Genomic DNA, 13,620 nt, shown 5'->3' on the forward strand with positions numbered 1-13,620 from the left:
GTGATGTCATGACGTGCACTGTGTCGCAACACCCCGCGGCAGCGACCTCGAAAACCGCCTATGATTCGCCGGACTGTGGAATGCACGCGGCCTGTGGATGGCGCTTCTCACGGAGTGCCCGCACCCCGCGGCAGCGCCCGACCACAACGACGAGCGGTCGATTCTGTTCGCATATTGCGTGTTCGCCGCAGCGCCCCCTGCCCATTTGCGACCACTCGCGAGCGCGGAGGGGCGGGCGGGGCACGGCGGCGGGCGCCGGGGTGGTCTCATCGCGCCACACAGCCCCCTCAGCAGCATGGGACATCATGGGGTACGCCCGTCACCCACGCACCCCGCCCCCCTTTGGAGGTCGACATGCGCAAATGGCTGCTCAGCGCGCCCCTTGCCGCACTTGCCGCGGTCGCGGCCACCGATCTGAAGCAGACCAGGTATCCGATCCTGCGGACCTTCCCCGTCCTGGGGCACGCCCGCATGGCGCTGACGGCCATCGGCCCCGAATTGCGGCAGTACGTCATCGCGGGCAATAACGAGGAGCGTCCGTTCACGCGCGACCAGCGCGACTGGATCTACGAGTCCGCCGAGGCGCGGGCGACCACGTTCGGGTTCGGGACGGACAACGACGTCGAATTCCTCGAGGGCTACCCGATCGTCAAGCAGCGCACGTTCTCGGACGTCACCCTGTCCGCGCACGCCCATTCCGGACAGGAACTTCCTCTCCCGCCTGCCAAGGTGCTCGGAGCCGCCCGCGGCCGGGCCAAGGCGTTCCGGCCGGAGTCCCTGGTCAACATTTCCGCGATGAGCTACGGCGCGCTATCTGCGCCGGCGGTGGAGGCGCTCAACCGCGGTGCCGCCCTCTCGGGCGCCCTCCACAACACCGGCGAGGGCGGCCTGAGCTCGCACCACCAGAACGGCGCCGACCTGGTCTTCCAGATCGGGACCGCCTACTTCGGGGTCCGGGACGACGAGGGAAGGTTCGACATCGACAAGCTGGTCGCCCTCACCGAGAAGCACCCCGTTCGGGCGATCGAGATCAAGCTCAGTCAGGGTGCCAAGCCCGGGCTCGGCGGGCTCCTCCCGGCGGCCAAGGTCACCGAGGAGATCTCGCGCATCCGGGGCATACCGGTAGGACAGGACTGCGCGAGCCCATCCCGGCACACCGCATTCGGCGACGTCGATTCCATGCTCGACCTCGTCGAGGACATCGCCGACCGCACCGGGCTGCCCGTGGGAATCAAGTCAGCCGTCGGCGACATGGCGTTCTGGGAGGAGCTCGCCGCCGCGATGGTGCCCCGCGACCGTGGCGTCGACTTCATCACCATCGACGGCGGCGAGGGCGGCACCGGCGCCGGCCCCCTCGTGTTCACCGACGCGGTCTCCCTGCCGTTCCGCCTCGGCTTCCCCCGCGTCTATTCGATCTTCGCCGAGGCGGGATTGACCGACGATGTCGTGTTCATCGGCGGCGGCAAGCTCGGGATCCCCGAGAACGCAGTGGTCGCGCTCGCGCTCGGGGCGGACATGATCAACGTGGCCCGCGAGGCGATGCTCTCCGTCGGGTGCATCCAGGCGCAGAAGTGCCACACCGGCGGCTGCCCCACCGGGGTCGCCACCCACAACCCGTGGCTGGTGCGCGGGGTGGACCCCACCGCGATGGCAGGGCGCTGCGCCAACTACATCCGGTCACTGCGGCGCGAACTCGTCAAGGTCGCCGGCGCGGTGGGGGTCCCCCACCCCGGTCTCATCGGCCCCACCGACGTCGAGCTCGCCCGCGGCACCCGGGACGCCCACCCACTCGCCGAGGTCTACGGCTACCGCGAGGGGTGGGGACTGCCCGGACCTGACGACGCGCGAACCATCACCGAGCTGATGGTCGCCTCCGGGGTGGCCGAGTACACCGCGGCGATCACCCCGCCGGGGATCCGGCCCCGCGGCTAGTCGCCGGTCACGCCCACGCGCAGCAGCCCCAACTCGCGATTGAGATTGGCGTGCGCCTGCTTCTCCCACATGTCGCGGCCGGCGCGGGTGAGGAACACCGACCTCCGCTCTAGGAGGCCCTCCAGCGCGGCGATCCGCCCGGCGACGAACCTCTCGCCCGGCACGTGAGCGAACTCGTGGCGTACGTCTTGCGCGTAAGCGTCGTACGTCTCGGGGTCGGCGCCCAGCACGGAGAGGTCGGCGTCCGAGAGTACGGCCCCGTTCAGGTCCCCTGCCTCGACCCGGTGCCCGCCCATCAGTCGCACCAGCCTCGCGACCTCCTCGATGGGCGCGGCCGGGTCGAGCACCCGCTCAGCCATCGACGCCGACTTCTCGGTGTTCTCCGAGCCCGCCGGATCACACACGGCCGCGTGCAGCCACGCGGCCAGCCGGACCGCCGTCGCGTCGAAGGACTCCCCGTCCGACTCGAGCGCATCCACGGCCCGGAGCACGGCCCTCAGGTGCGTCGGGTTGTGGTACCGCCGCTGCGGCTCGTTCCAACATTTCAGCAGTTCCGAGCGCAGCTCTGGCGTGAGGAATTCGACCGTGACGTCGAGCGGGTCAGCGGAGGCCGTGCGATCCGTGTCCATGTGCGGACTCTACCGCCGAACCGCCACCGAATCGGGGCGGATCGGCTTACTCGTCGAGCTCGGCACCGAGCATCGGTGGGAACGCCTCAAGCGCGGCGAGCTCACCGGGGTCGAACGTGCGGGCCCTGGACAGGAACCGCTTGCCGGTCGGGTTCTCGAGGCTGAAGCCCGAGCCTCGGCCTGGAATCGCGTCCACCACCATCTGCGTATGTTTCCAGGTCTCGAACTGTGTGCCCGAGATCCACACGCGGATGCGGGACGACGACGAGGAGGGCTCGTGCGTCTCGTCGTCGTCGCCCGGTCCTCCCGTCCGGTCAGGTGACCCCAGGTCCAACTCCCCCACCAACACGTCGCGTTGTCCCACGCGGAACTCGCCGTCGGGATAACACATGGGCGCTGACCCGTCGCAGCACCCGCCCGACTGGTGGAACATCACAGGCCCGTGCCGGCCGACGAGCTCGCGGAGGAGTTCCACTGCCGGCTCGGTCGCCACGACGCGCGGCGGCAGGTCGGCGGGAGCGCCCTCCGGTGGGGTGGCGCGCGCCGCGATGCGCACACTCCCACCCGAGGGCAACCCGCACACGTCATCCATCAGAAGAAGCCCAGCGGCTTGCCCGAGTAGCCCACCAGCAGGCACTTGGTCTGCTGGTAGTGGTCGAGCATCATCAGGTGGTTCTCGCGGCCGATGCCGGATTGCTTGTAGCCGCCGAACGCTGCGTGCGCCGGATACTGGTGGTAGGTGTTGGTCCACACGCGGCCGGCCTGGATGGTTCGGCCGGCGCGGTAGGCGGTGGTGCCGTTGCGCGACCACACGCCGGCGCCGAGACCGTAGAGGGTGTCGTTGGCGATCATCATGGCGTCGTCGAAGTCGGTGAAAGAGGTCAGCGACAGGACGGGTCCGAAGATCTCCTCCTGGAACAGGCGCATCTTGTTGTGGCCGCGGAACACGGTCGGCTGCACGTAGAAGCCGCCGGCCAGGTCACCTTCGAGCTCGGCTCGGCCGCCGCCGGTGAGCACGTCGGCGCCCTCCTGCTTGCCGATGTCGATGTAGGACAGGATCTTCTCCAGCTGGTCGGTGGAGGCCTGCGCGCCGATCATGGTGTCGGTGTCGAGGGGGTTGCCGAGCTTGATGCGGTTGGTGCGTTCGATCGCCAGCTCGGTGAACTCGTCGAAGATCGATTTCTGTACCAGCGCGCGCGACGGGCAGGTGCATACTTCGCCCTGGTTGAGTCCGAACATCGCGAAGCCCTCGAGCGCGGCCGAACGGAAGTCATCGTCGGCGTCCATGACGTCCTCGAAGAAGATGTTGGGGCTCTTGCCGCCCAACTCGAGGGTGACGGGGATGAGGTTCTCGGAGGCGTACTGCATGATCAGTCGGCCGGTGGTGGTCTCACCGGTGAAGGCGACCTTGCGGATGCGCGGGTTGGAGGCGAGGGGCTTGCCGGCCTCGGTGCCGAAGCCGTTGACCACGTTGATCACGCCAGCCGGGATCACGTCGCCGATGAGGGACATGAGGTAGAGGATCGAGGCGGGGGTCTGCTCGGCCGGCTTGAGGACCACGCAGTTGCCGGCAGCCAGTGCGGGGGCGAGCTTCCACACCGCCATGAGGATCGGGAAATTCCACGGGATGATCTGCCCGACCACGCCGAGGGGCTCATGGAAGTGGTAGGCGACCGTGTCGTCGTCGATCTGGGAGATGCCGCCCTCCTGGGCGCGGATCGCACCGGCGAAGTATCGGAAGTGGTCGATCGCCAGTGGGATGTCGGCGCCGAGGGTCTCGCGGATGGCCTTGCCGTTGTCCCAGGATTCGGCCAGGGCGAGCTTGTCGAGATTCTGTTCCATGCGGTCGGCGATCCGCAGCAGCACCAGCGACCGTTCGGTGGCCGAGGTGGCGTTCCAGGACGGTGCGGCGGCCCACGCGGCGTCGAGCGCGGCCTCGATGTCCTCGGCGGTGCCGCGGCCCACCTCGCAGAACACCTGCCCGGTGATCGGGGTGACGTTCTCGAAGTATTCGCCCTTGGCGGGCGCCACCCACTCGCCGCCGATGTAGTGGTCGTAGCGGCTCTCGTAGGACATCACCGCGTCGCTGGATCCGGGCTGGGAGAAGACGGGCATGTGAAGCACCTTTCGCGTGCGGGGAACGCCGACCCGCACGGCCGGCGACTATGATCCGGGACACTATCGACGCCGGGGTTGCACGCACGTTGCACGCGGCGCCCGGGCCGACGACGAGACCGGTCAGGCCCCCAGTCGGTTGTCCAACACCCGGTACACCGAACGTGCCGAGGAGGTCGCCGCCGGAGAGAGCCCCGGCAGCGACCCGAGCGCCCGCCACGCCTCGGGGTCCTCGCGGCCGGGGCCGGCGACCCAGGTCCGCAGGGCCCGCGGCGACCCCGCGGCCAGCGCCGCGGCGCGCACTCTCGCGTCCAGCTCCTCGCGGAGGTCGGCCACCCCGGGCGAGTCCGATGCCGGCAACAGCGGGCCCGGGTACGCGGCGACCGCGGCGTCGACGTCGGTGTGCAGCAATTCGGCCACCCGCGCCGCGTCGGTTTCCACGGCACCGGGTACCAGCCGGTATGGGCGGGACAGCACCGCGTCGGGGCCGAGGACCCGGCGTAGTCGCGACACCTCCGCGCGGATGCTCACCTCGTCGAGCCGGCCCGCGGCGAGCAGTTCTGCCAGCGCCCCGCCGGACAGGCCCCGCGGGTGGGCGGCGAGGAGGACGAGGATCTCCGCGTGACGGCCGGTCAGTGGGCCGTGTCCACCCAGGGTGGGACGCAGGGTGCCCAGGACTTCCAGCCGCCGGGCGCCACCGGTTGGCATGGACCGCAGTTCCGCCTCCGCGAGCAGCGCGGTGGCCGTGACCAGTGCCAACAGCTCGGCGGACGCCGCGATGTCGTTCCCGGTCACGTCGATGCCCCCGATCACTCGGCCCGTCTGCGGATCGTGGACGGGCGCGGCGGAGCAGCTCCACGAGTGGGCGGGGGCCAGGAAGTGCTCCTCGCCCCGGACGCGGATCGGAACGTCATGCCGCAATGCCAGCCCGGGCGCGTTGGCACCCACGGCGTCGTCGCTCCACAGTGCGCCGGGAACAAACGCCATCCGCTCCGCACGCCTCCGTACCCCGTGGTCGCCGTATAACCACAGCAGGCGGCCGTCGGCATCGGCCACCGCGACGAGGTGCCCACTGCTCACCACTCCGGAGACGAGGATCTTCTCGACCACCGGCAAAGCCGCCGCCATCCGGTGGCCGGCGAGGTGCTCGGTCAGCTCGGCGCCCTGCAGGTCGACCGGCGGGTCGGCTCGCTCCGGGTCGATTCCCCGCCGCCTGCTGCGCTCCCGCGATTGCGCCACGAGTGAGCTGCCCGCGGCTGGCACTCCCGCCGTCATGGTCCGAGTGTAACCAACATCACACACATCGGTCGCCCCTTCGTAAGCGGATCTAAATACACCGAGCTCCACACGAGACCCGGCGACCCCTCTACACTTGCCAGTGATGCAGGCCACACATGACCTAAGGATCGCGATGACGACCGAGTTCGCCACCCCTCCCGCCTCGAAGCCCTTCCCCGAGCAGAACTTGGCCAGGCTGGTGTTCACCAACGCGCAGGAGGCCCCGAACGACATCGCCGTATTGCGACTCGTCGGAAGTGAATGGAAGGAGGTCACCTGCGCCGAGTACCTGGAGGAGATCAAGGGCGTGGCCAAGGGCCTCATCGCCCGTGGGGTCACGCCGGGCGACCGCCTCGCGATCATGAGCCACACCCGCTACGAGTGGTCGCTCATCGCGTGGGCAGCCTGGACGGTCGGCGCGGTCACCGTGCCCATCTACGAAACCTCGTCCTCCACCCAGTGCGACTGGATCCTCACCGATTCCGGGGCGTCCTTCGCGGTTGTCGAGAACCCTGAACTGCGCGAGACGCTCACCGCAGAGACCGAGTGGCAGGGCGACCTCCTGCTCATCGAGGACGACCTGGTCGAGCAGCTCATCGAGGCCGGGGCCTCGGTCTCGGACGAGGAGCTCGAGAAGGCCTCGCTGACCATGGGCCAAGAGGATCCCTGCGCGATCATTTACACCTCCGGCACAACCGGCAACCCCAAGGGCTGCGAGATCCTGCACGGCGGCTTCGGCGGCGTCGTGGTGGCCGTGGAGGAGCAGCTCCAGGAGGCGTTCGTCCCCAACAGTCGGACGCTGATCTTCCTGCCGCTGGCCCACGTCCTCGCGCGCATTCTCGAGGTGGCGTGCTTTTACAAGCGCGTCACCGTGGCTCACGAGCCGGACACCACGAAGGTCGTCGAGCGGCTGGGAGAAATCCATCCGACGTTCCTCGTGTCGGTTCCGCGCGTACTGGAGAAGGTGTACAACTCGGCTGCGAGCAAGGCCGAGACCGCCGGTGGGGCCAAGGCCAAGATCTTCAAGGCGGCGGTCCAGACAGCCATCGACTACTCCAAGGCCCTCGAGGGCGGCGGGAAGCCGTCCGCCGTCCTGGCCCTCAAGCAGAAGCTGTTCTCCAAGCTTGTCTACTCCAAGCTGCACGACGCGCTCGGCGGCGAGTGCGACCGTGTCATCTCCGGCGGCAGCCCGCTGGGCGCGCGCCTCGGCCACTTCTTCCGCGGCGCCGGTTTCGACCTCCTGGAAGGCTACGGTCTCACCGAGTCCTCGGGGGTGCTCACCGTCAACCCGGTCAACCAGGCCAAGATCGGCACCGTCGGCCGACCGATCCCGGGCGTGACGATCCAGATCGCCGATGACGGCGAGGTGCTGGCCAAGGCCAAGACACTGTTCAAGGGCTACTGGAACAATCCGCAGGCCAACGAGGAGTCCTGGACTGGCGACTGGTATCACACGGGTGACATCGGCGAGCTCGACTCCGATGGTTACCTGAGCATCACCGGCCGGAAGAAGGACCTCATCGTCACCGCCGGCGGCAAGAACGTCTCGCCGGCGCAGCTCGAGGACCTCCTCACCTCGGACCCGCTCATCAGCCAGGCTGTGGTGGTGGGCGACAACCGTAGCTACGTCGCGGCCCTGGTCACAATCGACCCGGAAACCTTCCCGGGGTGGCGGGACAGGAACGGCAAGACCGGCGAGGTCGCGGACCTGCTGCAGGACGGCGACCTGGTCGGCGCCGTCCAAGACGCGGTGGACCGGGCCAACAGGTCCGTCTCGCGCGCGGAGTCGATCCGCAAGTTCAACATCCTCTCCGCGGAGTTCACGGTCGAGGGCGGGGAACTCACCCCGACGCTCAAGCTCAAGCGCAACGTCGTGCACGAACGGTTCGCGGACGAGATCGAGCAGCTGTACGCGGGGTAGACGTCGCCCACGACGCCTCGGCGCCCCGGAGCCCTCGTCGGCCCGGGGCGCCCGGCGTCGTCAGGCGTACATGGCCTCGATCTGCGCGGCGTAGCGCTCGTTGATCACGTGCCGCTTGACCTTGAAGGTCGCAGTGAGCTCGCCAGACTGCTCGGTGAATTCGTTCGGCAGCACGGTGAACTTCTTGACCCCTTCGGCGTGGGAGACCTGGGCGTTGGCCTGGTCAACCGCGGATTGGAGTTCGGCCTGCACGTCCGGATCCGCGACCAGCTGGTGGGCGGGCGTCCCGGCGCGGCCGTGCTCCTCGGCCCAGTGGGTGAGTTCGGCCTCATTCACCGCGATGAGCGCGGAGACGAACCTGCGACCCTCGCCGATCACCACGGCATTCCCAACCAGCCGGTGGGCGTTGATGCTGTCTTCGAGGGGCCCCGGGGAGACATTTTTGCCGCCGGCGGTGACGATGAGTTCCTTCTTCCGGCCGGTGATGCTCAGGTAGCCGTCCTCGTCGAGCGAGCCGAGGTCCCCGGTGGCGAACCAGCCGCCTCCCAGAGCTTCCCCGGTGGCCTCCTCGTTGTTCCAGTACCGCGTGAAGACCAGCGGACCGGACAGTTCCACCTCGCCAGACTCGGCGATCCTGATGCTCGTCCCCTCGACGGGTCGGCCGACGGTCCCCACCCGTTGGCATCCCGGGCCGTTGACGGCGGCGGCCGCCGTGCTCTCGGTGAGGCCGTAACCCTCGTAGATCGGCACCCCGAGTCCGCGGAAGAAGTGGGAGATGCGGTCGGGTAGGGCACCCCCGCCGGAGATCGCGTACTCGCATCGACCGCCGAGTGCCGCGCGGACGGCACGATAGACGGCGATGTCGAAGAGCGCGTACTGCACGGTGTGCAGGAGCGACGGCCTCCGTGTGTCGTTCAGTCCGTCCCCGCCGCGCAGGGTGCTCGCCTCGATCGCGACCTTCTCGGCGCGTGTGAACACCTCCCGCTGCAATCGCCCCTTGGCACTGGCCTGCTTGGCGATGCCGTCGCGGACCTTCTCGAACACTCGTGGGACGCCCAGGATCGTGTGGGGCCGGAAGTCGGCGAAGCGCGGCAGGATGGTGGAGGTGTCGGCCCAAAACCCGATGGTCGCCCCACCGAGGAATACCGCGTAGGTGACAGCGCGCGCCAGGACGTGCGCCAGCGGGAGGAACATGAGCGTCTTCTTGCCGTGCCGGGCCATCGTGCCGACGGGGTGGTCGAGGAGCCCGTGGCACTCGGCGAGCAGGTTCCGGTGGGTGATCACGCAGCCCTTGGGGCGCCCGGTTGTGCCGGAGGTGTAAATGATCGAGGCAGGACTGTCGGGCTCGAGGGTGGCCAGCGCGGCCTCCAGCACCTCGGGCTCCACCGCTCGACCGCGTGCCTCGAGCATGTCGAGGCCCCCGTCGTCGAGGTAGAAGACGTGTTCGCAGGTCGACGGGACGTCGAGGGCATCGACGACGGCCGCGTGCGCCTCGCCCTCGGCGATGAGTACCCGGGACCCGGAATCCTCGAGAATCCACGCGAGTTGGCTCGCCGAGGAGGACGGGTAGACCGGGACGGTGATCGCGCCGGCGGTCCACACGGCCATGTCGACGAGCACCCATTCGAGCCTGGTCTCCGCCATGAGCGCGACGCGGTCGCCGGGCACCACACCCGAGGCGACGAGTCCGGCGGCGATCCGCTCGACGCGCCGGTGGAAATCACCCACAGTCACGGGCTGCCAGCCACCGTCCTCAAAGTGCTCGAACGGGACGGTGTCGGGGTGGCCGGCGGCGCGCTCCCGCGCGACCACCGGAATCAGGTCGGCGCGAGTGTAGGTGCGCTGGGTGGGGACGGCGATTTCGCGCATGCGGCGGTGCGGCCTTTCGGACGACGACGAAGTGGAGCGCGCTCCATTATCGCCGCGGGGAGACTACGGCGCCACTCGCGACGATTTTCTCGGTCGACCCGACGACCCCGAACTGTTCATCACGTAGACTACGCAATAGACAGATCGGTTCATTCTCAAGAACGGAACTCCTCATGGCGAAGATCTACTCAGACATCAGTGAGACCATCGGCAAAACCCCCCTGGTCCGTCTCAACTCCCTCACCGACGGGCTGCAGGCCACTGTCCTGGCCAAGCTCGAGTCCGCCAATCCCGCGGCCAGCGTGAAGGACCGGATCGGCGCCGCGATCATCGACGACGCGGTGGCGTCCGGGGGCCTCAAGCCCGGCGGCACCATCGTCGAGGGCACATCCGGCAACACCGGAATCGCGTTGTCCATGGTCGCCGCGGCCCGCGGCTTCAAGGCCGTCATCGTCATGCCCGACACGATGTCGGTCGAACGTCGCGCCGTCATGCGCGCCTATGGTGCCGAGCTGATCCTCACCCCCGGCTCTGAGGGGATGAAGGGCGCGGTCGCCAAGGCCGAGGAGGTCGCCGCGACCCGCGAGAACGCAGTTCTGGCCCGGCAGTTCGCCAACCCGGCCAACGTGGACATCCACCGTCGCACCACCGGTCCGGAGATCTGGGAGGACACCGACGGCGACGTCGACGTGTTCGTGGCCGGTATCGGTACCGGCGGCACCATCTCCGGTGCGGGCAACTACTTGCGTTCGCAGAAGTCGGACATCCAGATCGTCGCCGTCGAGCCCAAGGACTCCCCGCTGCTGACCGAGGGCAAGGCCGGCCCTCACAAGATCCAGGGCCTCGGCGCGAACTTCGTCCCCGAGATTCTCGACCGCGAGGTCTACAACGAGGTCATCGACGTGACTCTCGAGGACTCGCTCGCCATCGCCAAGCGCCTCGGCAAGGAGGAAGGCATCCTCGCTGGCATCTCCTCGGGCGCCAACGTGTGGGCGGCGCTCGAGATCGCCAAGCGTCCCGAGAACGCGGGCAAGACCATCGTCGTCATTGTGTGCGACTACGGCGAGCGCTACGTCTCCACCATGCTGTTCGAGGACTACCGCGACTGATGTCTGACACTTCCGACCGCCCGGTGGGGTTCTGGCGCACTCTGCGTGAGGACCTCGCTGCGGCGCGCGCCCACGACCCGGCCGCCCGGGGCGACGTCGAGAACGCCGTCGTCTACTCGGGGCTGCACGCGATCTGGATCCACCGACTGTCCCACCGCATGTGGAACGCAGGCGGGGTCGGGCGGACCGCCGGACGCGTACTCGCCCAGTTCGCTCGCTTCCTCACGGGGATCGAGATCCATCCCGGCGCCACGATCGGCCGGCGGTTCTTCATCGACCACGGGATGGGTGTCGTGATCGGGGAGACCGCGGAGATCGGTGACGACTGCATGCTCTACCACGGCGTCACCCTGGGCGGGGTCTCGCTCAAGCAGGTTAAACGGCACCCCACCTTGGGTGACCGCGTGACCGTGGGTGCGGGCGCGAAGATTCTGGGCCCCGTCGAGATCGGTGACGATTCCTCGGTCGGCGCCAATGCCGTCGTCGTGAAGAGCGCCCCTGCCGATTCGATCGTCGTAGGCGTCCCAGGCGAGGCTCGGCCGGCCACGTCGACCAAGGAGGAGCTGCGCGACGCGCAGTTCTACATCGACCCGGCCATCTACATCTAGCGCGCCGGGGCCGAGCGGCCACAGCGACGACTAGGCTCCCTGCCTGTGCGCTCGCTTCCCTCCACCTACTGGCTGCGCGGCCCGCTGGCACTGCTGGCTCTCGCCTCGGTAGTCGTGGTGCTGCGCGCGCCCGACGAGCGGACCCCGTGGTGGGGGATCTCGCAAAGCATGCTGGACGTACACGTCTACCGCTGGGGCGCGGAGGCGGTACGCAACAGCGAGCCCCTGTACGAGGGACTCCTCTGGGGAGTCAACGGGCGCTTCTTCGTGCCGATGCCGTTCACCTACCCGCCGTTCTCCGCGCTGCTGTTCCAGCCGCTGCCGATGCTCTCCCGCCCGCTCATGGCGGCGGGGTGGACAGCGCTCACCCTGGGGCTGCTGTACCTGGTCATCCGGATGTCGCTCCGCGCGCTCGACTACGCCCCCGACACCGTCACCCGTCAGGTGTCCCTGTGCCTCGCCCTGATCTGCCTGTCGCTCGAGCCGGTGCGCACCACGATCTGGCTCGGCCAGATCAACCTCGTCCTCCTCGCACTCGTCCTCGCCGACCAGCTCCTGTCCAGGGACGGTCCCGGTGGACGCGCCAGCCGGTGGCGTCATCTCGCCGGGATCGGTAGCGGGCTGGCGGCCGGAATCAAGCTGACGCCGGCGTTCTTCTGGGCGCACTGGATCGTCACCGGACGGTGGCGGGTCGCGGTCGTCTCGGTCGTGACGTTCCTGGCGACAGTCGCTCTCGGTTTCCTCGTCATCCCTTCCGATGCCGCACGCTACTGGTCGGGCACGGTCGTCGAGTCGGGTCGCATCGCGCAGGACTCGGTGGTGGCCAACCAGTCGATGCGGGGGGTGGTCGCCCGGGTACTCGACGTCGATTCCGCCCCCACGATCGCGTGGCTGGCCTTCGCTGCACTCGCCGCGCTGGTAGGCCTGGCCACGGCGGCCCTGCTCCACCGGGCAGGGCACCAACTACTGGCACTCACGCTGTCCGGCATGACGATGTCGATGGTGTCCCCGTTCTCGTGGGGCCATCACTGGGTGTGGTTCATCCCGCTGTTCGTCCTCACCGTGCATTACGCGCTCAGCGCCCGGCGCTGGTCTTTCTGGCTCCTACCGCCGCTGCTGTGGGCCGCCACCGCGGCCTGGGTGCAGAGCTTCCCCAACCCGGATTTCCCCGATGATCGCTGGGTGGCGATAGGCCTGTTCATGCTCGGCGGCGACATCCCGCCGGTGATCTTCGGCCTGATCACCAACATCTACCCCCTTGTCTGGCTGGCCACGGTGGGCTTGTCCGCCCTCCTCCTGCGACGGTCCGGTGCCGCCGGCGCTAGGCTGCGCGACTATGGGACGGCGGACGACTCGGTACCCCGCGCGGAGGATCCTCGCCGCGGGTGACGCCAGACGAGAGGTGGCGACGCTGGCCGTCGAGGAGCCCCTCGAAATCAGGGTCGGTGGCCAGCCGTTCGTCGTGACCATGCGGACCCCGGGCGACGACATGGACCTCGCGGCGGGTCACCTGGTCTCGGAGGGCGCCGTCTGGCACCGCGATCACCTACCCGAGATCTGCTACTGCACCACCGTCAGCGGTCGGGCCGAGCAGGACTACAACACCCTCACCGTCACCGTGTCGCCGGACATCCCCGCACCCCGCTCCCCACGGGCGTCGACCATGAGCAGCGCCTGCGGCGTGTGCGGCGTGGACTCGATCGACGAGGTCCGGCGCGCGACCCACTTCCCCGCCGAGCCGGCCGAACCACTCATCGATTCCGGGGTCCTGCTGTCCCTGCCCGACCGACTCCGCGCACAGCAGCGGGTCTTTGACAAGACGGGCGGCGTCCACGCGGCCGGCCTCTTCTCCCCTGCCGGCGAGTTGCTCTGTCTCCGCGAGGACGTGGGGCGGCACAACGCTGTGGACAAGGTCGTCGGCTGGGCGTTCCGCCAGGGGCTGCTGCCGCTGCGCGGGACCGTCCTGCAGGTCTCCGGTCGGGCGTCGTTTGAACTCGTACAGAAGGCGTCGATGGCGGGGATACCGGTACTCTCCGCCGTCAGCGCACCATCGTCGCTGGCGGTGGATCTCGCCACGGAGACCGGGGTGACGCTGGCAGGCTTCAGCCGGGTCGACCGCGCCACCGTGTACACCCACCCCGAGCGTGTCCGCGACTGAT

11 protein-coding genes are annotated in these 13,620 nt (G+C 68.9%); 6 read left to right on the top strand and 5 right to left on the bottom strand.

Annotation, left to right across the window (positions count from 1 at the left end; translation table 11 throughout):
- The first annotated feature begins 354 nt into the window (after window positions 1-354).
- Window positions 355-1,932 carry an FMN-binding glutamate synthase family protein gene (locus tag FQ137_RS01855; protein ID WP_149290879.1) on the top strand — a complete coding sequence of 526 codons (1,578 nt, stop codon included), beginning with the start codon at window positions 355-357 and terminating at the stop codon, window positions 1,930-1,932.
- On the opposite strand, the gene FQ137_RS01860 is transcribed toward FQ137_RS01855, so the two are convergent.
- From FQ137_RS01860 to FQ137_RS01875, 4 genes are all read right to left on the bottom strand, one after another.
- Window positions 1,929-2,561, bottom strand: coding sequence for a hypothetical protein (locus FQ137_RS01860; RefSeq protein WP_149290880.1), 633 nt, complete (start codon window positions 2,559-2,561; stop codon window positions 1,929-1,931). The genes FQ137_RS01855 and FQ137_RS01860 overlap by 4 nt on opposite strands.
- 46 nt (window positions 2,562-2,607) lie before the next feature.
- On the bottom strand, window positions 2,608-3,153 hold the full coding sequence (locus FQ137_RS01865) for a DUF779 domain-containing protein (RefSeq protein ID WP_149290881.1): 546 nt from the start codon (window positions 3,151-3,153) through the stop codon (window positions 2,608-2,610).
- The gene (locus FQ137_RS01870) at window positions 3,153-4,676 is read right to left on the bottom strand and encodes an aldehyde dehydrogenase family protein (protein ID WP_149290882.1); all 1,524 of its coding nucleotides are present in this window, start codon (window positions 4,674-4,676) and stop codon (window positions 3,153-3,155) included. Before FQ137_RS01870 ends, FQ137_RS01865 begins: the two co-directional genes overlap by 1 nt.
- Before the next feature lie 123 nt (window positions 4,677-4,799).
- The gene (locus FQ137_RS01875) at window positions 4,800-5,951 is read right to left on the bottom strand and encodes a GAF domain-containing protein (protein ID WP_149290883.1); all 1,152 of its coding nucleotides are present in this window, start codon (window positions 5,949-5,951) and stop codon (window positions 4,800-4,802) included.
- A 136-nt stretch (window positions 5,952-6,087) separates the two neighbouring features.
- Here FQ137_RS01875 and FQ137_RS01880 point away from each other — a divergent pair, with 136 nt between their 5' ends.
- Entirely contained in the window at window positions 6,088-7,875 is a 1,788-nt protein-coding gene (locus FQ137_RS01880) for a long-chain fatty acid--CoA ligase (protein WP_149290884.1), read from the top strand.
- Between the two features lie 60 nt (window positions 7,876-7,935).
- On the opposite strand, the gene FQ137_RS01885 is transcribed toward FQ137_RS01880, so the two are convergent.
- A complete protein-coding gene (locus tag FQ137_RS01885) occupies window positions 7,936-9,744 on the bottom strand; it encodes a long-chain fatty acid--CoA ligase (protein ID WP_149290885.1) in 1,809 nt (602 codons plus the stop codon).
- Window positions 9,745-9,917: 173 nt separating this feature from the next.
- Between FQ137_RS01885 and cysK the strand changes: the two genes are divergently transcribed.
- The 4 genes from cysK to fdhD are packed head-to-tail and all read left to right on the top strand — an operon-like array spanning window position 9,918 to window position 13,619.
- Window positions 9,918-10,853, top strand: coding sequence for a cysteine synthase A (gene cysK, locus FQ137_RS01890; protein WP_149290886.1), 936 nt, complete (start codon window positions 9,918-9,920; stop codon window positions 10,851-10,853).
- Window positions 10,853-11,461 (top strand): serine O-acetyltransferase EpsC, encoded by a 609-nt coding sequence (epsC, locus tag FQ137_RS01895; protein WP_188064728.1) that lies wholly within the window; start codon window positions 10,853-10,855, stop codon window positions 11,459-11,461. Before cysK ends, epsC begins: the two co-directional genes overlap by 1 nt.
- A gap of 45 nt (window positions 11,462-11,506) precedes the next feature.
- Window positions 11,507-12,850: a glycosyltransferase 87 family protein gene (locus tag FQ137_RS01900; RefSeq protein ID WP_149290887.1), complete on the top strand. Its 1,344-nt coding sequence runs from the start codon at window positions 11,507-11,509 to the stop codon at window positions 12,848-12,850.
- Window positions 12,798-13,619, top strand: a complete 822-nt coding sequence (gene fdhD, locus FQ137_RS01905; RefSeq protein WP_149290888.1) for a formate dehydrogenase accessory sulfurtransferase FdhD — start codon at window positions 12,798-12,800, stop codon at window positions 13,617-13,619. The genes FQ137_RS01900 and fdhD overlap by 53 nt, the downstream gene beginning before the upstream one ends.
- The last annotated feature ends 1 nt before the right edge of the window (window position 13,620 follow it).

This window comes from Dietzia sp. ANT_WB102, from assembly GCF_008369165.1.
Lineage (GTDB): Bacteria > Actinomycetota > Actinomycetes > Mycobacteriales > Mycobacteriaceae > Dietzia.